Consider the following 20,322-nt stretch of genomic DNA (forward strand, 5'->3'; position numbering starts at 1 on the left):
CCGGGACCACCAACCCATATGAAAGTAACCGAACACCTAACCCGCGCCGACGGCAAGACGCTGTTTTCCTTCGAGGTGCTACCCCCCAAAAAGGGCGAGAACATCCAGAACCTGTTCTCGAATATTGAGCCCCTGATGGAGTTCAAGCCGCCGTTTATTGACGTAACCTACCACCGCGAGGAGTACGTGTACCGCCAGCACCCCAACGGGTTTCTGGAGAAGAAAACCGTGCGCAAACGGCCCGGCACGGTGGGCATTTGCGCGGCCATCAAAAACCGCTTCGACGTGGATACCGTGCCCCACCTGATCTGTGGGGGCTTCTCGAAGGAGGAAACGGAAAACGCCCTCATCGACCTGCACTTCCTCGGCATTGATAACGTGCTGGCGTTGCGCGGCGACCCCATCAAATCGGAAGGCCATTTCAAGCCCGACCCGGATGGGCACGCCTACGCCGCCGACCTGATTGGGCAGGTAGCCAACCTGAACAAGGGCGAGTATCTGGATGAGGAACAGGATGATACGTGGGCTACGAACTTCTGTATCGGCACGGCCGGCTACCCCGAGAAGCACTTTGAGTCGCCGAACTACGGGGCTGATTTGCGCTACCTCAAGCACAAGGTGGACCGCGGCGCCGAGTACATCGTGACCCAGATGTTTTTCGACAACGAGCAGTTCTTCAACTTCGAGAAGCGCTGCCGGGAGGCGGGCATCACAGTGCCCATCATTCCCGGCCTGAAGCCCCTGACCACCAAGAGCCAGCTCACCATGCTACCCCGGGCCTTCTACCTCAACATCCCGGAAGAGTTGGCCGATGCCGTGCACCACTCCGCCGACAACGCCGCGGCCCGGGAAATCGGCATTGAGTGGTGCATCAACCAAAGCAAGGAGCTGATGGCCCACGGCGTGCCCTGCCTGCACTATTACAGCATGGGCAAGTCGGAGAGCATCCGGCGGGTAGCAGCAGCTCTGTTTTAAGCGGTGAGATAGTGAAATGGTGAGATGGTGAGTTTTTCGTTTTAACTGCGCCACTTGCGCCCATGGAACGTAGAACTCACCATCTCACCATTTCACTACCTCACCGCTTGGATACCCTCAACGACCTGTTTGCTCGCCTGCGGGAGGCCACGGCCCCGGCCGAAATTGAGGCCTTGCAGGATGGCATCTGGCACATCTGGCTGACGGCCGGCCACCCCGTGCTCGACAAGCACCTGGAAGCGGGAATGCGCGCCCTCTCAGCCGGCGACTATACCCTTGCCATTCAGGAGTTTACTTCCCTTACGGAAGCTAGCCCCGACTACGCCGAGGGCTGGAACAAGCGGGCCACGGCCTACTACATGCGGGGCGAGTATAACGCTTCTCTGCGCGACGTGCGCGAAACCCTACGCCGGGAACCCCGCCACTTCGGGGCGCTGTCGGGGTGGGCCACCATGCTCCGGATGCTCGGCGACGACCGGGGCGCCCTGCGCGTACTCGGCCGGCTAGAGAAAATTTGTCCGGCCTGGCCGGGCCTGCAGAGCCAGCTGCGCGACCTGCGCGACCGGCTGGAAGAGTAAATCTGCTAAGCAGCTGAGCCTGACAGTGCTTCCCTATTCTTGAGTTGCTGAACTAGGAGGAAATTTGTAGATTTCCCGGACCAGGCTCTACCTACGGTTACTCCCCCCAGCCGTGTATAGCCGCGCTGCGCCGTGTTGGCCCAGCGTTCATGGTCCCACCCTTCTACCCCAGCCCCGCGGCTACTGGGAGCCTTATAGAACTTAACCAAGATTTATTTCTTACCCTTTTGCCCGTAGCCCGCTGGTATTGCCAGGGGCTGCCGGGGCATTTCTGCGCGCACATTCCCCTTTTCCCACCCCCATTTCTCTTCTATGAAACAACTCATACTCCCTCTTCTAGTATTCTCCTCCGTGGCGGCATCGGCCCAAAAAATGCGCAAGTCTGAACTAGAAAGCGGACTGCTGGAGAAAGGTCAAAAAGTTGGGGTTTGGGAGTACTACGCCTACACCCGCGACGGGAGTCAGGTAGTAACCCAAAAGTACGACCACACCGCTAAGAAGCTGGTATTCAACCGTCCCTTCGATGATGTGCCCTACTCTGTGCAGAACGCCGCCGGCGAATGGACCCGCCAGCGCGTAACCCATCCCGTCTTTTTCATCGGGGGCGATGCGGCGCTGGCTACTTATATGACCAAGCTTAATTACCCGGTGGCGGCCCAAACCAAGAACGTGCAGGGCCGGGTGCTGGTCTCATTCGTGGTGGACACCCTGGGTCAGGCTTCCAACCACCAGGTGCTGCTGGGCATAGGCTCCGGCTGCGACGAAGAGGCCCTGCGGGTGGCTCGCAGCATTCCGGCCCAGTGGATTCCGGCTCGCATTGGCAGCCATGCCGTGGTTTCCAAATATGAAATGCCTTTCACGTTTCGGCTGCGGCCTCAATAGGGCTTGCGCACCGCTTTCAACTACGGTACTACCCCACAAACACAGCCCGCTTCGTAAAGAAGTGGGCTGTGTTGCGTATAGTGCCTACTTGCGTTTACTCTCCCACCTCAACAATCAATACCTTGCCGATATGAAATCTCTCCGTTTGTTTTTGCTGCCCGCCGTCGGATTGCTGCTGGCCGCCTGCGACACTACCCCGCGTGAGCGACAGGAAATGGTAAAACAAGAAGCCCGCAAGCTGGATACCGTCGCCGACCGGGCCGCGGCCAAACTGCGCGTGGCCGGCCGCCGGGCGGCCCGCTTCGATTCTGCCTCCCGCGCCCGTAGCCGCCAGCCCCTAGACAGAGCGGCGGAAGCCACCTTTGCCAGCCAGTTGCTGGGCACGTACACGGAAGTTGAACAGCTTACGCCCCAAACCATTGAGCCGGCTTTCGTGCAATTCATGCAGCAGGTGCGGGCCAACCGCCGGGAGTGGACCCAGCGCGACTGGGACTATGCTACCGCCATCAGCCGGCGCCTCAATGAGCGGTTCCGGGCTATTCGCCTCGACATCAAGGGCCGCGACGAGCTGCACATCCGGGCCCTGCAAACCGAATTCACGGCCCTGGAAACCGGCCGCGACGTGAAGGATTTAGGCCAAGCCGTAAAGCAGCCCTAACCCCGCGCACGTTCTGCTTCTGAGCCTCGCCCTCCCGGCGGGGCTTTTTAGCTGGCGTTTGGGGGTAGCAGTAAACATGTGCCAACCAGCGCTACCGCAACGAGCCGGGCAGCTTCCTCGTCTGTATGTTTCACCTATGTCCTCCTTTCTTCTTTTCCGCCTGCTCTGGGCCAGCCTGCTGCTAACGGTGCTGGGTAGCCTTACGGCGCAGGCCCAGCAACCTGCCTCAGCCACCCGCCTGCCAGTAATTTCTACCGCCGAAATCATACCCGCCGCCGACCAGTGGCTTAGCCCCGGCGACCGGCTGCACGTGCGCCTGATCGGCACTGCGGGCTTGCGGGCCACCTTTCTGCGGGGGCTACCGCTCACGGAAATGCCGCCCGCGCAGGCCCAGGGCAAGCGCGGGGTGTACCAAGGCACCTACGTAGTACAGCCCGGCGACACCCTTCTCAATCGACGCATCAGCTTTCAACTGCTCACTCCGGACAGCCTAGTGGCCACGGCTTTCAGCCGGCATACCGTCCGGTTTCTGAACCCGAATGAGCCCCAACTAGCTCTCACCAAGGGCGAGCTGGCCTACCTCAACTACGGCCTGGGCGAAGACCGGCTGGGTGGGGCCAAACTCGGCTACCTCGATTCGGCGGTGGTATTGCACCTGACGGGGCGGGTAGGCAGCCAGTACCGGGTGCAGCTGAGTGCTACCCAACTAGCCTGGGTGCCCCAGGAGGTAGTGCGCCTGCTGCCGCCGGGTGGCTTCGTGCCCGCCGCCCTAACGGGTTCCTGGAGCGTGCAGGGCGACTCGGTCTATGACTATGTGCGTATGTCGCTTGGTCAGCGCCTGCCCTACCGCTCCCAGCTGCTCACTGAACCCAGTCGGCTGGTGGTGGATGTGTTTGGGGCTACCTCTAACACTAACTGGATAACCCAGCGCGACGGCCTACGAGAGCTGGGCGACGTGAGCTACGAGCAAGTACAGCCCGATGTGTTCCGGCTGGTGCTACCCCTGCGCCACCGCCAGAGCTGGGGCTACCACATCGGCTACCGAGGTAACACCCTGGAAATTAAGGTGAAGCGTCCGCCCCAGAAGCTACGCCTGCGCGGCCTGACGGTGGCCCTAGACCCGGGCCACGGCGGTACCAACGTGGGGGCCACCGGCGCCAGCGGCGTCCGCGAGAAAGACCTGACCCTGGCTATTGCCCTGAAGCTGCGCCGGGAGCTGGAGCAAGCCGGGGCCCGCGTGCTCATGACCCGCAAAACCGATGCTACCGTGGACAACGGCGACCGGGTGCTACTCCTGCGTCGCCTCAACCCCGATGTGCTGGTCAGTATCCACGTCAACTCTTCGGGTAGCGCCGCGGCACAGGGCACCAGCACTTACTACCGCTACGTGGCGTTTCGGCCCCTATCGGTGGCGCTGTACGAGCAGATGCGGGCCACGGGGCTGGCGGGCTTCGGCAACGTAGGCGGCTTCAACTTCGGGCTGAACGGCCCTACTGAATACCCGAACGCCCTCGTCGAAACAGCCTTTGTGTCTAACCCCGAGGATGAGAAGCGCCTGACGGACCCGCAGTTTCAGCAGCGCATGGCTCAGGCCATGAAGCAGGGGCTAACGGAGTTTCTACGGCGCTGCCGAGCGCGGGGGCCGCGGGGGTGGCTGCTGGGCCAATCGGCTACGGAGTAAATAGGCGGCCGACTGGTAGGCGCCATTCGTGCCGGAAGCTGGCTTGCTGGTATGTACCTACACGCGTGCCTGCCGTATAGCCCCGGAAATGCCGCGCGAGCAGACAAGCTTAGCTATAGCTGTTTAGCAAAAAATAGTTGAGTTAATCACTAAAAAAGCCTCCTAAAGCCTCCTACCTTATTGGCACCCAACGCGTACAGCCGAGCATTATTCGGGATGCCAGTTGGCAAATCCGCTCTTTCACCTACCTAAAAAACACCCGTTCCCGCATGGCAAACAATTCTTTACTTGACCGCAGCCGCACTGTTGCTGGCCCTGGCTACAATCGGTGGCTAGTGCCGCCGGCAGCCCTGGCCATTCACCTTGCTATTGGGCAGGCGTATGCGTTCAGCGTGTTTAAAAAGCCGCTGGGCTCCCTCATCAGCGGCAATCCGGATGCCCCAGCCCCGACCGACTGGACCCCGGCGCAGCTTGGCATCATCTTCTCCATTGCCATCGTGCTGCTGGGCTTATCGGCAGCTGTATTTGGGAAATGGCTGGAGCGGGTTGGTCCTCGCAAAGCCATGCTGGCGTCGGCCTTGTGCTTTGGCGGCGGCTTTTTCATTGCGGCGCTGGGTGTGCATCTGCACAGCCTCTGGCTGGTGTATTTCGGGTATGGATTCGTGGGCGGTATTGGCCTTGGCATCGGCTACATTTCGCCGGTGAGCACGCTTATCAAATGGTTTCCCGACCGGCGGGGGGTAGCTACCGGCATGGCCATTATGGGCTTTGGCGGCGGAGCTATGATTGGCTCTCCTCTGGCCGTGGCCTTGATGGACCGTTTCAAGGACTCGGCACCCCAGGGCGTAGCTCCCACTTTCATCGTTATGGGCCTTATCTACCTGCTGTTCATGCAGTTTGGCGTCTGGACCATTCGGGTGCCCGCCGACGACTGGAAGCCGGCCGGCTACACGCCGTCTACGGAACACAACGCCCTCATTACCAGCGGCAACGTCACGGCCGACAACGCCATTAAAACACCGCAGTTCTGGCTGCTGTGGGTGGTGCTGTGCATGAACGTAACCGCCGGCATTGGCGTGCTGGAATCGGCGTCTCCTCTTATTCAGGAAGCCTTTTCCGATAAAAACCTGGGCGCTGGTCGGGGCGTAACAGCGGCGGCGGCGGCCGGCTTTGTGGGCCTGCTGAGCTTGTTCAACCTGCTGGGCCGCTTTTTCTGGTCGTCGGCTTCTGATAAGCTAGGCCGCAAAACCACGTACGCCATTTATTTTGGGCTGGGGATTTTACTGTATGCCCTGGTGCCCACGTTGGGCGCCAGCGCCTCACTGGCGCTGTTTGTGGTTGTGTGCTGCGTTATTCTGAGCATGTATGGCGGCGGGTTTGCTACCATCCCGGCTTACTTATCCGACTTGTTCGGTAAAATGCAGGTAGGCGCTATTCATGGCCGGTTGCTTACCGCCTGGAGCACCGCCGGCGTGCTGGGCCCTCTGATTGTTAACTACCTGCATAGCAGCGCCAAAGAGCAGAATTTGGAAGGCGCCGCCGCCTATCAGTCGGTGTTCTATACCATGGCCGGCGTGCTGGTTATCGGTCTGATTGCCAACTTCCTGGTGCGGCCCGTTGCGGAGAAGTATTTCGAAAAGGAAGCAGCCCCGCAAAAGGCTGTGGCCTAGCAGTTTGTTCGTTTAGTTGGCTACGGCTCAGCTCTCATCTTCTTCATTTTTCCCATGGAACCTACCGTAAATCGTACCGCTACCCCCGAGCCTTCTTCGGGAGCAGCCCTGGGCATTGCCTGGCTATTTGTGGGCATCCCGCTGGCCTGGGGCGTTGCCCAAACCTTTATCAAAGCCCTGGCGCTGTTCAAGTAGCAGACCTGCCCGCATTTTTTCCTCTTCAGAAGCACCCAATGGGGTGCTTCTGTTGTTTTTGGCTTGTACGGCCCCTCAGCCCCGCCTTTTCTGTATGCCCCCGGATTCTTCCGCTCCTGCCAACATTGTCCTGCTCGAATCGTTTCGGGATGTTATTACCGCGCATTTAGCTAAAAATCAGCTTGATGCCGCTGGCATTCCTTGCTTTCTGGGCAACGAAAACCGGCCTTATGGGCCCGTGCTGGGAGCGGTGCGCCTATTCGTGCGGGCCCCGGACGTAGCGGCTGCCCACGAAGTACTGCACGCCCAACGGGCCCCCATGCATGCCATGCCCCCCGAGCCGGCAGAAGAGCCAGCCGCCGGCACCCGGCGCTGCCCCCGCTGCCACCATGCCGACGTAGTCTGCCGCCACCAGCCCCAGCCCACCGACAACCTTTTCGTGAAGCTGCGCCTCTGGCTTCAGGCCCCCGAAAAGCCCCAGTGTCATTGCTTTACCTGCGGGCTGGAGTTCGAGGCAGAATAACACGAGAGCCCGCGGGAAATAGCTTCCCGCGGGCTTTCTTTCGTTTAGTCGTTATATTCAGAAAACGTGCTACCCCTTCTGCTTGCCGAGAAGGTAGCGGCTAGGCACTGGCCCGGCCCAACTTGTACAGGATGCGGTAGTGGGACTGAAGCGCGCCCCAGAACGAAGCGTTTTCCAGGTAGGGCAAGCCGAACTCCTGGGCCGTGTTGCGGACAATCACCGACAGGGCAGGGTAGTGAATGTGACAAATGCGCGGAAATAGGTGATGCTCAATTTGCCGGTTCAGACCCCCGCAGAAAAAACTGGCCAGCTTGCTGGTAGGCGAAAAGTTGGCCGTGGTTTGGAGCTGGTGCACGGCCCACGCTTCCTGCATTTCGCCTTGCGCGTCGGGCAGCGGGAAAGCGGTACCTTCTACCACGTGCGCCAGCTGAAAAACCAAGCCCAGCACCAGCCCTTCCACGAAGTGCATGGTTAGAAAGCCCAGCAGAAACTGCCACCAGGTAATAGGGAGGAACACCAGCGGCAAAACAATGAATAAGACGTAGTACAGGGCCTTATACAGGAATAGGTTCACGTATTCCTTGCGGGGATGATTGGCGACATGCTCCCCAATCTTTGCCTGAAAAAACTTAACGTAGTCCTTGCGCAGCACCCACGACAACGACGCCAGCCCGTACAGGGCAAAGGCGTAGAAGTGCTGAAACCGTTGCCAAGGGCGTACGGGCTCGTCCTCCGACAAACGCACCAGACCGGGCGCTACCTCAATATCTTCGTCGTGGCCGGGAATGTTGGTGTAGGTATGGTGCACCAGGTTGTGGGTAATGCCCCACACGTAGGGGCTGGCCCCCAGCAAATTGAAGAGCAGGCCCAAGCCCTTGTTTACGCGCTTGTTAGCTGAAAAAGCTCCGTGCAGGGCATCGTGGCAGATATTGAAGCCGATGAAGGCATTGGTGGCTCCCAACAGTCCGGCCGCAACCAGCATGCCCCAGGGGCCTAGCAAGCCGGATAGAATGAGTGCGTACAGCCCCACAAAGCTGACCAGAAACAGAATGGTTTTTCCCCACATGGCCCGGTTGGCATGCCGGGAAAGCTGGTGAAGCTGAAAGTAAGCATCCACCCGCTGGCGAACTGTGGCAAAGAAAAGTGAACGGTTGGCGTTCGTGAATTTAAGCGAAGCACTCATAGACAAAGGGAAAACTGCGCAAGAGCAGTCCACACCGCTTCGGCCAGAAATGTTGTTGTAAGTATAGGCAACCACAAGAGTACAACAAAAGTGCCACCGAAACACGGAGGCGCGGCCCCTACCCGCGCAAGGGGTACCCAGCCGGCCGCACCCCGCCCCAGCCCAAAAGTGCCATCCAAGTAGTACTGAGGTGCGCCGAACGGGTAGCTGCTGATGTGGCCTACTGCTCTGGTAGTAGAGGAAGCCAAGGCCCGCAGCAGAACGACTCGGCCGGCACCTATAAAGCAGGTAATCGGGAAATCTGCGCCGAGTCAGGCTGGTATAAGTTGTTTGCTTGGATTCAGCTCAGCACGCAAGGCAGCACAAATGATACTTGACCGCTGAACATGAGTATTTATCAAAATCATCCTACTTATTCCTTAACTAGTCATCTACTAATAAGTATATTACACTACATGTATTGACTATATTTGCTACTTTATCACTTTTCCTATCTGTCGTAGATGTCTGCTGTTTCGTCTCTTGGCTTTTCTGATCATGTAGCCGCTCCACCTACTGACGAAACAGCGTGGCGCACCTGGGCCGAGGACCGCATTGCAACTTTGCAGCAGGCGCTGGCCGCTACGCAGGCCCAACTGGCCGCGGCCCAGCGACCGAGCCAGCCGAAAGCGCCAGCCAATAACTGCGGGCCCATTCCCGGCAGCGACACTGCCTCCGAGCCCGCCGCCGAAGCAGGCCCCGACGCCCCACAGAATTTCTACGAAGCCATTCTGCAACAGCTACCCGTGGAGGTTGCCGTTTTCGACGCCGAGCACCGCTACCGCTTTGTTAATGCCAACGGTATTCTGGACGCGGCTACCCGGAGCTGGGTTATTGGACAGGACGATTTTGCCTATTGCGCCCACTTCCAGCGCCCCCGGAAGCTTGCCGAGCAGCGCCGCCAGTGCTTTGAGCAGGCCGTGCAAGGCCGCACCGTCGTTTCGTGGGAGGAAGTGCAGGAAACGGCGGCTGGCCCCCAGCACATCCGGCGACATTTCCTACCCGTGTTTGCAACCGATGGCTCCCTGCGCATGATGGTGGGCATGGGCGTAGATATTACCGAGCGCCGCCAAGTAGAAAAACAACTGGCCGAGCAGCGGGCCTTTTATGAGTTTGTGCTGGATCAGTTGCCCTGCGACGTGGGCGTTTTCGACGACCAGTTCCGCTACCTGTTCGTGAATGCCAGCGGCATCAAGGACCCAGAAACGCGGAAGTGGATTATCGGCAAAAACAACTTCGACTACTTTTCCCGGACCAATTACCCGGCTTCCATGGCCCACGAGCGGCACGCCCAGCTGGAGCAAGTGGTGCAGCAGCGCAGCCTCGTGACCTACGAAGAAACCTTTCTGCGGCCCGAGGGCAGCCGCCACCAGTACCGCTGCCTGCAGCCCGTATTTCACCCTGATGGCTCCCTCCACATGATTCTGGGCTACGGCCTCGACGTGACGGAGCGGGTAGTGACGGAGCAGGCTCTGCGCCACGCCAAGCTGGCGGCGGAGTCGGCGGTGCGGGCCCGAGAAATTTTCCTGGCCAACATGAGCCACGAAATTCGCACGCCCATGAACGCCATTCTGGGCATGAGCCAGCTGCTGGCCAAAACCCCGCTCACACCAACTCAAAGCAGTTACCAGCAAGCCATTACCACCTCCGCCGATAACCTGCTGGTCATCATCAATGACATTCTGGACCTTTCGAAGCTAGAAGCGGGCAAGATGGTGCTGGAGCAGGTGGGCTTCGGCCCTACCCAGTTACTAGCTCAGGTAGAGCAAACCCTGCACTACAAAGCCGCCGAAAAAGGCCTCTGCCTGAGCACCCGAATTGGGGCGGGCATTCCGGCCGTCCTGCTCGGCGACCCGTACCGCATCACGCAAGTGCTGCTGAATTTGGCCGGCAATGCCATCAAGTTCACGGAGAAAGGACAAGTAGTCATTTCCTGCGAAGCGGTGGAGGCGGCAAATGCCCCCATCGGAGCCGTGGATGTTCTGTTTCAGGTAGCCGATACGGGCGTAGGCATTGAGCCGGAGTTTCTGGCCCACATCTTCCAGGAATTCAGCCAGGAAGATGCCTCCGTCACGCGCAAGTTTGGCGGCACTGGGCTGGGCCTGCCCATTTGCCGCAACCTAGTCAAACTCATGGGCGGCGACGTGCAGCTGGAAAGCGAGAAGCACCGGGGCACGATTACGCGGTTTATTCTGCGCCTACCCGTGGGCACAGCCCAGGACCTGCTGCCCCAAGTGCTGCTGACTGAGGACAGCCCGCTACGCCAGCACCTACGCCATAAGCACGTACTGCTGGTGGAAGACAACCGTTTCAACCGCCAGATTGCCAAGACGTTCCTGCAGCAGGCCCAAGTACAGGTGACCGAAGCCGAGCACGGCGAGCAAGCCGTAGCCCTGGCCCAAGAGCAAGTGTTCGACCTGATCTTGATGGACATTCAGATGCCCATTCTCGATGGCTACGGCGCTACTGCCGCGTTGCGCCAGCAATTGAAACTCACTACGCCCATTGTGGCTCTGACCGCCAACGCTATTAAAGGTGAGCGGGAGAAGTGCCTAGCCGCGGGCATGAACGCCTACCTGGCCAAGCCATTCCAAGAAGCCGAGTTGCTGCAGGTAGTAAGCGAGTGGGTAGTGCCACAGACGCAATCAGTTACGCCAGTGCCTACCCCTTCGGTTACGCCTGCAAGTGCCGCGCTTTACCAAATTGACGACTTGCTGAAAGTTGGCCAAGGCGACCAAAGCTTCGTGACTTTTATGCTAGAAACCTTCGTGGAAAGCAGCGAGGAACTGCTACTGGAAATGGCGCAAGCCCTGCAGGACGGCAACGTAGTTCGGCTGAAAAGCGCGGCCCATACGCTCAAGCCCGGCCTAGCCCACCTGCACGTGCTACACCTGCTGCCAGTAGTTACGGAGCTCGACCAATGGCCAGGCGAGTTTCAGCCTGAGCCTTTAACCACACTGGTAGCTCGCATTACCCAGCAGCTGCGGGAGGTCATCACCCAAATTCAGGAGTCGTTGGCTACCGCTCCCGCTTCCGCCGCAAGTTCCACGGCGGAGTAAGCTAAGTAGTCGGTCTGCCTGCTGCCTTCCCCTGGCGCGGCAGTTATTAGCCTCGGCCTTGCCGCAAGCTCTGCAACAGGTGCTTACCGAAACCGCCACGCGGGCAGCACCGATCCGGCCGGGAAGTGCTCCTGCTCCGGCGGCAGCTCCAGGAAACCCGCCGAAGTCAGCAAGCTGGCCATGTCGCCGGAGCCACCGGCCCGCTCGGGGGTAGCCAGCAGGCGGCCATCGAGGCCGGGCTCCAGGCTTACCAGCAGAAAGTGCGTGAGGCGAGGCCGAAACTGCACGTCTTCGGTCAGGATGGCCGACACGGGGCCGCCGGGCGGGGCCTGCGCGGGGCTTGGAGTTGCTTCGGCCTCGGGTTGCTGGGCGGCGAGCAGCCAGGGCCGGACGTAGCGGTAGAAGTTCACGAAGGTGGAAACCGGGTTGCCGGGTAGGGCAAACACCACCGCGCCGCCGGGCTGCTGCCCAAACCAGAACGGCTTGCCGGGCCGCTGCTGCACCTCGTGGAAAATCTGCTCTACGCCCAGCTCGCGCAAGGTTTCGGGCAGAAAATCAGCTTTGCCTTTTGACACGCCGCCGCTGAGCACCACCGCGTCGTAGTCGTGCAGCAAAGCCGGTAGTTCCTGGCGCAGGGCTTCGGGGTCGTCGTTCATGTGAAAGGTATCGGCGGCCGCTCCGGTTTGCCAGGCGGCGGCTTGTAGCATCAGAGCGTTGGAGCGCCGAATCTGGTGGGCCGCCGGTTTCTCCGTGATGGGTACTAACTCGTCGCCGGTACTTACCACGGCCACTCGTGGCCGGCGTGTAACGGCCACCGTAGCGGCCCCAATGGTGGCGGCTACGGCTATTTCGGCCGGCTCCAGGCGGGTGCCGGCGGGCACCAGCAAGTCGCCCCGGCGGCGGTCGGCGGCTTGGGCGTGCACGTTGTGACCTAGGCGCGGGGGGCAGGCCTGCACGGTGGCGTAGCGCTGGCCGGCCGCATCGGTTCGGAACGTGAGATCTTCGTAGCGAATAACCGTATCAACGCCCACCGGCAGGGCCGCACCAGTCATAATTTCTACGGCTGCCTGCGGGTCGTGCAGGGGCTGGGGTGGCTGGCCGGCAAACTGCGTGCTGTCGATGCGAAATTCTGTTTGTCCCGCTTCCAGGGCTGCAAAGCGCAGGGCAATACCGTCCATGGCTACCCGGTTGAAGGGCGGAAAGTCCCGGTCGGCGCGCAGGTCTTCGCGCAGGATGCGGCCCGCCGCCAGGGGTAGCGACAGGTACTCAACGGACAGGGAACGAACGGTGGCGGTAACCAAACGGGTAGCTTCTTCGACGGAGAGCATGGCAGGAAATAGAACGGATGTAGAGACGCATCTTTGCGCCGCAGCGTTACGGTATAGTGTCATTCCGAGTGCAGCGAGGAATCTGAGTTAGCCTCGTGGCCGGAACCCAGATTCCTCGCTGCTTGGAATGACACCTTACCACAACGAAAAAGCAAAGTACCGGCCTTGCCGGTTTGTTTACCATTCGCAACGACTACGCGCAAAGATGCGTCTCTACTGCTACTATGCCTGACTCTCCCAAACTCACCCACCTGAATGCAGCCGGGCAGCCGGCCATGGTCGATGTCGGCCCGAAGACGCCTACTCGCCGCGTGGCCCGGGCACGCAGCCGCGTGGTGCTCGGCCCCGATATTATGGCCCTGGTAAAAGAAGGTGACCTGCCCACCCGCAAAGGCCCCGTGTTCCAAACCGCCATTCTGGCCGGCATTATGGGAGCTAAGCGCACTTCGGAGCTGATTCCGCTCTGCCACCCCCTGGGCCTCGACGACTGCCAGGTACGCATTGAACCCGATGGGGAGGATGCCGTGCTGATTGAGTGCACCGCCACCGTGACCGGCAAAACCGGCGTGGAAATGGAAGCCCTGACCGGCGCTTCGGTGGCCGCCCTGACCATTTACGATATGTGTAAGGCTCTGTCGCACAACATTGTTATTCAGGAAACCCGCCTGCTGGAGAAGACCGGCGGCAAACAGAACTTTCATCATGCCGGATAACTCGACTTCTGCCGCTGCGGGCGCTACCCCTATTCCGCGCGCCAAGCACGCCCAGCTCACGCGGCCTGACCTGGGCGAGTTCGGCCGGCACGAACTGGCTATTTTGGGCGCGCCCTGCGGCAAGATCAAGGAGCTGACAGCCCGCTTGCTCCCGCTGCTTGCCCCTACCCTGCGCGTAGCCTACGTGGATGCCGACCACGCCGCCGGCGACGATGCAGCCCAGGGTGGCAATGGCGGCCAAGATGCCATTCTGCAAGCCGGCGCCACCGCCGAGCTAACTGATAAAATCACCTTCGCCCGGCTAGACACGAAGCGCGGCTTCGACAAATTTAGCCAGCAGGAGTGGCTGCAGCACCAGAGTCTGGTGCTAGTGAACGGCAACCATTTCCGGGCCCGCCAGCAGCTGGTAATACTGGACCCAGCCAAACCCGTGGAGAAAAAGCTGGACCGCCTGACGGACGTGCGGGCCCTACTCCTACCCGAAGGCGTAACCGAAGTACCGGCTTACCTGCGCGCGCACCTAGGAGAGGCGAATGTTCCCATCATTCCCCTTCACGACGTAGAAACCCTGGCCGAGCTGATTCTGCAGGAGTGGCACGCCGCCGCGCCGCCGCTGCGGGGCCTGGTGCTGGCCGGGGGCCGCAGCCAGCGCATGGGCCAGGACAAGGGCAAGCTTAGTTACCACCAAGGCCAGGAGCAGCGCGCCCGCGCCGCCGAGCTGCTGGCCGGCTTCTGCCAAGACGTGCACGTTTCCTGCCGCCCCGACCAGGTAGTGGAGCTGGAATATGCCGGCCTGCGCCCCCTCCCCGATACCTTCGCCGACCTGGGCCCGCTGAGCGGCTTGCTGTCCGCCTTCCGCCTCGACCCCAATGCTGCTTGGCTGGTAGTGGCCTGCGACCTGCCTTTCCTCTCGAACACTACGCTAGGCCACTTGGTAGAGCATCGGCAGCCGGCCCGGATGGCCACTGCCTACCAGAGCCCCGAAAATGAGTGGCCCGAACCGCTCATCACCATCTGGGAGCCCAGCAGCTACGGCACGCTCCTGCGCTTCCTGAGCCTGGGCTACAGCTGCCCCCGTAAGTCCCTGATCAACTCCGACATAGAGCTACTCCCCCCGCCCGCACCCGCGGAGCTGCGCAACGTGAACACACCGGCAGAAGCCGAGCAAGCCCGACAGGAACTGGGGTAGCGTTGCTCTAAAAACGCATTGTGGCCAGAGTCAGGAATATGCTGCTACCTTCAAGCACGTTCCTGACTCTAGCTACTACTATGAAACGCTATTATTTATTATGGGCGCTCCTGAGCGCAACCGTTGCTACCCAGGCCCAGCGGGTAGCGCCCAATCTAAACCTGGATGTTGAACAGGTAAACCCCAAAACCCATCTGCCCGTCGGCTGGTGGGCGCCCGCGGGCAACGGGTACACGGTAGCTGCCGACTCGCTGGTAAAACACCACGGGCGCTACGCCCTGCGGATTCAGTCCGCTGGTGCGAAGGCCGGTGGGTTTGGTGTCGCCTCAGTTAAGCTGCCCGTCAACTTTCAGGGTAAAACCGTGACGCTGACCGGTTTTCTCAAAACCGAGAATGTGCAGAATGGCTACGCGGGCCTGTGGCTTCGCGTCGATGGGCCGCAGGGCGTGCTGCACCTCGACAACATGTCGAAGCAAAACCTGCACGGCACCACCGAGTGGGGAGCCTACTCCATCACGCTACCCCTCGCTGAAGCCGCGGAGTCCGTGGTGCTGGGGGGCCTGCTGCCGGGAACCGGCACTATGTGGCTCGACCAGCTGGAACTTACCGTCGACGGCAAGCCGCTGGCGCGGGCGTTGCTGCGCCCTATCAAGCATTACAAGGCCGAGCAGGACACGGCGTTTTACTCGGGGTCGGGCATCCAGCTCAGTTCACTCAACAAGCAGCAACTTGAAAACCTGGCGGTACTGGGGCGGGTGTGGGGCTTCGTAAAATACTACCACCCGGCCGTAGCGGCGGGCGAGCATAACCTGGATGCCGCGCTGTTTCGGGTGCTGCCGCAGGTGCTAGCTAGCTCTTCCACCGCGGCCCGCAGCCAACTACTGAGCAATTAGGTGACCAGCCTGGGGCTGGTGCCTCCTTGCCCTACCTGCCGGGAGCCAGCCCCGGAAAGCATCCGCCTCCAACCCGACCTAGCCTGGTTTACCGACAATCGCCAGCTGAGCCCGGCCCTGAGCCAGCAGTTGGAGTACCTGCGTCGCAACCGCAACCAGGGTCCGCACTATTACGTGAGTACTGTGCCCGGAGTGGGCAACCCCATATTTCAGCACGAGGAAAAATACGCCCTGCTAAAAACCGACTTGCCCGATGACGGCTTGCGGCTGCTGGCCTTGTACCGCTACTGGAACATGATTGCCTACTTTTTTCCCTACCGCTACGCCATTGGGGAAGATTGGCAGCGGGTGCTACCCGAGTTTCTGCCGCAGTTTGTGGCCGCCCGCACCCCCGAGCAGTACCACCTCACGGCCCTGGCCCTCATTGCCCGCATCCACGACACCCACGCCACTATTTATGAGCCAAATAAAATTCTGACTGCCTACAAGGGCAAGTATCATGCGCCCGTGCAAGTTCGGTTTGTGGAGGGCCAGGCCGTGGTAACGGACTTCTTTGATCAGCAACTGGGTTTGGCCACCGGCCTGCAGAAAGGCGACGTGGTGCTGCAGGTTGACGGCCGCAAAGTAGCGGACCTGGTAGCCGAGCGGCGGCCCCTCACGCCGGCGTCCAACGAGCCTACCCAGTTGCGCAACATCGCCCGCGGCTTGCTGCGCGGCCCCACCGAGCAGGTATCGGTGCTCGTCCGGCGCAACGGCCAGGAGCTGCCTTTCACCCTCAACCGCTACCTGTTCAGCAAGCTGAACCTAGGCCTTGAAAGCGGCACTCCCGACCCCAAAGCTCCCGCGTGGCGCGTGCTCCCCGGCAACATTGGCTACCTCTCACTGGGCACCATCAAAAACCAGGACTTGCCCGCCATCATGCAGGAAGCCCAGGGCACTAAAGGGCTCATTATCGATATCCGCAACTACCCCTCTGACTTTGTGGTGTTTACGCTCACCAGCTACCTACTAACTAAACCAGCTGACTTTGTGCGGTTTAGTGCACCCATGACTACGTATCCGGGGCTGTTTCTGCGAAGTTCACCGCTACAAATAGCGCCAGGTAAGAAGCCAGCGTACCCCGGGAAGGTGGTTATTCTGGTAAATGAGCTTTCCCAGAGCAACTCCGAATACACGGCCATGGCCCTGCGGGCGGTACCGGGGGCCACGGTGCTAGGCAGCACCACGGCCGGAGCCGACGGCAACGTTTCGGCCATCACGCTACCCGGCAACATTAACACCTACATTTCGGGCATTGGCGTGTACTACCCCAACGGCCGCGAAACCCAGCGCGTTGGTATTGTGCCCGACATTGAGGTAAAACCTACCATCCAGGGAATTCGGGAAGGTCGGGACCAAGTGCTGGAACGCGCCGTAACGTTGCTGGAGAACAGCGCGGCGAAATAGTCAGGTGCTACGGGTGAGCAGCTACCCACACGTCGCCGTCCTCGTAAAATTCCTTTTTCCAGATAGTTACTACCTGCTTCAGCGTATCGATGATGTACTGACAGGCGGCGAAGCTCTCGGCGCGGTGGGGCGTGGACACGGCCACGACCACGGCCACGTCGCCGATGTGGAGGGTGCCTTTGCGGTGGATGACGGTGACTTTTTTCAGCATCGGCCACTGCTCTACGGCCTGTTCGGCTACTTTGCGGAGCTGGTGCAGGGCCATGCTGTCGTAGGCTTCGTATTCGAGGCGCACCACGGGGCGGCCGGTGCTTTTATTGCGCACGGCCCCAATAAACGTATTAATGGCCCCGGCCCCATCGTCTTCCACCGTGCGCAGGGCGGCGGCTACGTCGATGGGCTGGTCGGTCAGGTCGATGTGAATCAAGGGAATGAGGAGGTGATGGGGTAAATGGTGGCAGGTAGGTTGCTCTTATTGGCAATGGTTATCCTGGTAGCACTGTGAAAAAAGCGTTGTCATGCTGAGCTGGTCGAAGCATCTCTACCGCTGGCTAACTTCTCTTGTGAGGACGAAGCGGTAGAGATGCATCGACCAGCTCAGCATGACGTTGTTTTACCAGTTTTACCCTCCGCTTACCGGTGGAATTAGGGCAATTTCGTCGCGTTCCGACAGGGTAGCATTGTCCTCGGCGTACTCATTATTTACGGCTACCGCTAGGCTGGAAAGGCGGCTAAGCCCCGGATACTGCTGCTGTAGCCCGGCCAGCAGCGCCTGCACCGACTGGCCTTCCGGCGCCGAAACCTCCAGCGACGATTGTCCCACGATTTCGCGGGCAATGCCGAACAAAGCAATTTTCAAGTTCATTGGTTATCTAGGTGTTCGTAAAGCTGATTGGGGCCGGAGCGGAAACCCTTGCCGGTGCCGCGCGGTTTGCGTGAGGACGAAAGTCACTCCCCCGAACGGAAAAGTCTGATTTACGTTGTTTGTTTCACTGCTCTACCTGGGCGAGGTGTTTTTCTGTTGAGTATGTCCGTTGCTGTCCCATCTGTTTTGTTTGATAACCACGGCCGCCCGCTGGAATACCTGCGACTGGCCGTCACGGACCGGTGCAATCTGCGCTGCTTCTACTGCATGCCCGAAGAAGGCATTCAGTACCTGCCCAAGCAAGAGCTGCTGACCTACGAAGAAATGGAGCGTCTGGTCGCCATTATGGCCGGGCTAGGCGTGCGCAAAGTACGCCTGACGGGCGGGGAGCCCTTCGTGCGCCGCGACCTGGTGCCCTTTATGAGCCGCCTCAGCGCAATTCCCGGTATTGAGGAATTAACCCTGACTACCAACGGCGTGCTCACGGCCCCCCACGTGCCGGAGCTGGCCCGCATGGGCGTAAAGGCCGTCAACCTGAGCCTCGACACCCTGGACCGGGCTCGTTTCGCCAGTATCACCCGCCGCGACGAGCTGCCGCGGGTGCTGGATACGTTCTACGCCCTGTTAGCCGCCGGTATTCGGGTGAAAATCAACGCCGTGGTAATGGACGGGCAAAACACCCAGGACTTGCTCCCCCTGGCCGAGCTAACCCGCGAGTTGCCCGTGGATGTGCGTTTTATTGAAGAAATGCCCTTCAACGGGGGTAGCCACGCCGCTACCCTACCCTGGAATCACACCCGCATCCGGGAGCATCTGGAGCTGAATCTGGGTACGCTGACGCCGGTAGCTACCCGCCCCGGCGACACGGCCTCGCACTACACCGTGGCTGGTCACCAGGGCCGCCTGGGCATCATTGCGGCCTACTCGCGCACCTTCTGCGGCACCTGCAACCGGATTCGCCTCACGGCCGAAGGCGGCCTCAAAACCTGCCTCTACGACCAAGGCGTGCTCGACATCCGGGCCCTACTGCGCAGCGGCGCCTCCGACGCCGACATCGTGGCCGCCCTCACCTCCGCCTTCCGCCACCGCGCCGCCAACGGCTTCGAGGCTGAGCGCCAGCGCCCCCTGCACCAACTCAGCTTCGAGTCCATGAGCACGATTGGGGGCTAGTGGTGAAATTGTGAAGTGGTGAAATGGTGAGTTATTACAACACGTCACAATTTCTTCTGTCGGGTTGTAACTCTACCTCTAGGATAGTGAGTGGAGAGGTAGCAAAAAGAACGTCCTGCAGAGGCGCCGCCGAAGCATCTCGCGTGCTGATGTTGCCATAGTATTCTCATGCTGACGAAGGAAGCATCTGGCTCGCATCAGTGAGTTAGTAGTCTTGAGTCAGCACGCGGGATGCTTCGGTTGCGCCTCTGCAGGACGGACTGCACTGTGCTGAACTACAACCTGTTCCTCTACCTCACCACGTCATCCTGAGCTTACGAAGGACCTTATTAAGGCTGAGCGGGTCGTGGTTGCGGCCGTCGTTCTGCCCTAGTCGTTTCAGCGTGAGAAGATTCTTCGCGCTGCTCAGGATAACGTGCAAAAAAGAAAGGCGTTGAATCTTCACTTAGCTCCTAGCTTACTATGAAGGCTGTGTTCTGGATATTCGGGCTGGGGGCCGCGCTGTACATTGGCGTGTGTTTGCTGCTGTATTTTCAGCAGGAGCGGCTACTGTTCTTCCCGATCCGGCTAGCCCCGGACTACCGCTTTCGGTTTCCCGGTCGGTTTGAGGAGCGCTGGGTTACGGCCCCAGATGGTACCCGTTTGCATGGTTTGCTGTTCCGGGCCGATTCTGCTTCACCAAAGGGCTTTATTTTCTATCTGCACGGCAACGGTGGGGCCCTGGACAGTTGGGGCGATGTGGCGCCTACCTACACCCGCCTCGGCTACGACGTATTCCTGCTCGATTACCGGGGCTACGGCAAAAGCCAGGGCCGCCTGAGCAGTGAGCAGCAATTGCTTTCCGATGTGGAAGCGGCTTATCAACAGCTACTTACTCAGTACCCCGAAAACCGCATCGGTGTGCTGGGTTACTCCTTGGGCACTGGTCCAGCGGCGTGGCTGGCGGCCCGGCACCAGCCCCGGCTGCTGATTCTGCAGACGCCCTACCGGAGTATGCGCGCCGTAGCCCACCAGCACTACCCCTGGGTGCCGGGCCTACTGGTACGCTACCCCCTGCACACCGACCGAGTGCTGCCGCAGGTGAAAGCGCCCATCGTCATCTTCCACGGCACCCGCGACGAGATAATCAGCTACGAGCAAGCTCTGCAGCTTAAGCCGTTGCTCAAACCTCAGGATCAGTTCATTACCCTGACTGGCGCCGGGCACAATGGCATGACCGACAACCCGGAGTACCAGCGGGCCATCCAGCAGATTCTGGCTACTCTTTGACCTGGG

19 protein-coding genes are annotated in these 20,322 nt (G+C 60.3%); 15 read left to right on the forward strand and 4 right to left on the reverse strand.

All coding sequences use genetic code 11. The features are described 5' to 3' along the window. Positions 1-18: 18 nt before the first annotated feature. From metF to MWH26_RS17060, 8 genes are all read left to right on the forward strand, one after another. Positions 19-975, forward strand: a complete 957-nt coding sequence (gene metF, locus MWH26_RS17025) for a methylenetetrahydrofolate reductase [NAD(P)H] (protein ID WP_247975215.1) — start codon at positions 19-21, stop codon at positions 973-975. A gap of 62 nt (positions 976-1,037) precedes the next feature. Then, a complete protein-coding gene (locus MWH26_RS17030) occupies positions 1,038-1,553 on the forward strand; it encodes a tetratricopeptide repeat protein (protein ID WP_247975216.1) in 516 nt (171 codons plus the stop codon). Between the two features lie 312 nt (positions 1,554-1,865). Continuing rightward, a complete protein-coding gene (locus MWH26_RS17035) occupies positions 1,866-2,435 on the forward strand; it encodes an energy transducer TonB (RefSeq protein WP_244698192.1) in 570 nt (189 codons plus the stop codon). Between the two features lie 130 nt (positions 2,436-2,565). Next, the gene (locus tag MWH26_RS17040; protein ID WP_244698194.1) at positions 2,566-3,093 is read left to right on the forward strand and encodes a hypothetical protein; all 528 of its coding nucleotides are present in this window, start codon (positions 2,566-2,568) and stop codon (positions 3,091-3,093) included. A gap of 136 nt (positions 3,094-3,229) precedes the next feature. Next, a complete protein-coding gene (locus MWH26_RS17045; protein ID WP_247975217.1) occupies positions 3,230-4,774 on the forward strand; it encodes an N-acetylmuramoyl-L-alanine amidase in 1,545 nt (514 codons plus the stop codon). Between the two features lie 269 nt (positions 4,775-5,043). Further along, positions 5,044-6,444: an L-lactate MFS transporter gene (locus MWH26_RS17050; protein WP_247975218.1), complete on the forward strand. Its 1,401-nt coding sequence runs from the start codon at positions 5,044-5,046 to the stop codon at positions 6,442-6,444. A 54-nt stretch (positions 6,445-6,498) separates the two neighbouring features. Then, the gene (locus tag MWH26_RS17055; protein ID WP_247975219.1) at positions 6,499-6,639 is read left to right on the forward strand and encodes an MFS transporter small subunit; all 141 of its coding nucleotides are present in this window, start codon (positions 6,499-6,501) and stop codon (positions 6,637-6,639) included. Between the two features lie 94 nt (positions 6,640-6,733). Beyond that, a complete protein-coding gene (locus MWH26_RS17060; protein WP_247975220.1) occupies positions 6,734-7,162 on the forward strand; it encodes a putative signal transducing protein in 429 nt (142 codons plus the stop codon). Between the two features lie 100 nt (positions 7,163-7,262). Here the strand turns inward: MWH26_RS17060 and MWH26_RS17065 are convergent, their stop codons facing one another. Next, complete coding sequence (locus tag MWH26_RS17065) at positions 7,263-8,345, reverse strand: fatty acid desaturase family protein (RefSeq protein WP_247975221.1); 1,083 nt, start codon at positions 8,343-8,345, stop codon at positions 7,263-7,265. Between the two features lie 503 nt (positions 8,346-8,848). Here MWH26_RS17065 and MWH26_RS17070 point away from each other — a divergent pair. After that, positions 8,849-11,443 (forward strand): response regulator, encoded by a 2,595-nt coding sequence (locus MWH26_RS17070; protein ID WP_247975222.1) that lies wholly within the window; start codon positions 8,849-8,851, stop codon positions 11,441-11,443. An 83-nt stretch (positions 11,444-11,526) separates the two neighbouring features. On the opposite strand, the gene MWH26_RS17075 is transcribed toward MWH26_RS17070, so the two are convergent. Continuing rightward, on the reverse strand, positions 11,527-12,771 hold the full coding sequence (locus MWH26_RS17075; protein WP_247975223.1) for a molybdopterin molybdotransferase MoeA: 1,245 nt from the start codon (positions 12,769-12,771) through the stop codon (positions 11,527-11,529). Positions 12,772-12,995: 224 nt separating this feature from the next. Here MWH26_RS17075 and moaC point away from each other — a divergent pair, with 224 nt between their 5' ends. The 4 genes from moaC to MWH26_RS17095 all read left to right on the forward strand — a co-directional run bounded on the left by moaC (position 12,996) and on the right by MWH26_RS17095 (position 17,012). Next, a complete protein-coding gene (moaC, locus tag MWH26_RS17080) occupies positions 12,996-13,484 on the forward strand; it encodes a cyclic pyranopterin monophosphate synthase MoaC (protein ID WP_247975224.1) in 489 nt (162 codons plus the stop codon). Next, a complete protein-coding gene (locus tag MWH26_RS17085; protein WP_247975225.1) occupies positions 13,474-14,673 on the forward strand; it encodes an NTP transferase domain-containing protein in 1,200 nt (399 codons plus the stop codon). Before moaC ends, MWH26_RS17085 begins: the two co-directional genes overlap by 11 nt. Before the next feature lie 80 nt (positions 14,674-14,753). Continuing rightward, positions 14,754-15,566: a hypothetical protein gene (locus MWH26_RS17090; RefSeq protein ID WP_247975226.1), complete on the forward strand. Its 813-nt coding sequence runs from the start codon at positions 14,754-14,756 to the stop codon at positions 15,564-15,566. Between the two features lie 18 nt (positions 15,567-15,584). Continuing rightward, positions 15,585-17,012, forward strand: coding sequence for a S41 family peptidase (locus tag MWH26_RS17095; RefSeq protein WP_247975227.1), 1,428 nt, complete (start codon positions 15,585-15,587; stop codon positions 17,010-17,012). Between the two features lie 7 nt (positions 17,013-17,019). On the opposite strand, the gene MWH26_RS17100 is transcribed toward MWH26_RS17095, so the two are convergent. Both MWH26_RS17100 and moaD read right to left on the reverse strand, forming a co-directional pair. Continuing rightward, a complete protein-coding gene (locus MWH26_RS17100; RefSeq protein WP_247975228.1) occupies positions 17,020-17,439 on the reverse strand; it encodes a molybdenum cofactor biosynthesis protein MoaE in 420 nt (139 codons plus the stop codon). A 195-nt stretch (positions 17,440-17,634) separates the two neighbouring features. Beyond that, positions 17,635-17,877, reverse strand: a complete 243-nt coding sequence (gene moaD / locus MWH26_RS17105) for a molybdopterin converting factor subunit 1 (protein ID WP_244698247.1) — start codon at positions 17,875-17,877, stop codon at positions 17,635-17,637. Positions 17,878-18,039: 162 nt separating this feature from the next. Here moaD and moaA point away from each other — a divergent pair, with 162 nt between their 5' ends. Together moaA and MWH26_RS17115 are read left to right on the forward strand one after the other, a co-directional pair. Continuing rightward, entirely contained in the window at positions 18,040-19,047 is a 1,008-nt protein-coding gene (moaA, locus tag MWH26_RS17110; protein WP_247975229.1) for a GTP 3',8-cyclase MoaA, read from the forward strand. A 462-nt stretch (positions 19,048-19,509) separates the two neighbouring features. Then, the gene (locus MWH26_RS17115) at positions 19,510-20,316 is read left to right on the forward strand and encodes an alpha/beta hydrolase (RefSeq protein ID WP_247975230.1); all 807 of its coding nucleotides are present in this window, start codon (positions 19,510-19,512) and stop codon (positions 20,314-20,316) included. The last annotated feature ends 6 nt before the right edge of the window (positions 20,317-20,322 follow it).

This window comes from Hymenobacter sublimis, from assembly GCF_023101345.1.
GTDB classification, from domain to species: domain Bacteria; phylum Bacteroidota; class Bacteroidia; order Cytophagales; family Hymenobacteraceae; genus Hymenobacter; species Hymenobacter sublimis.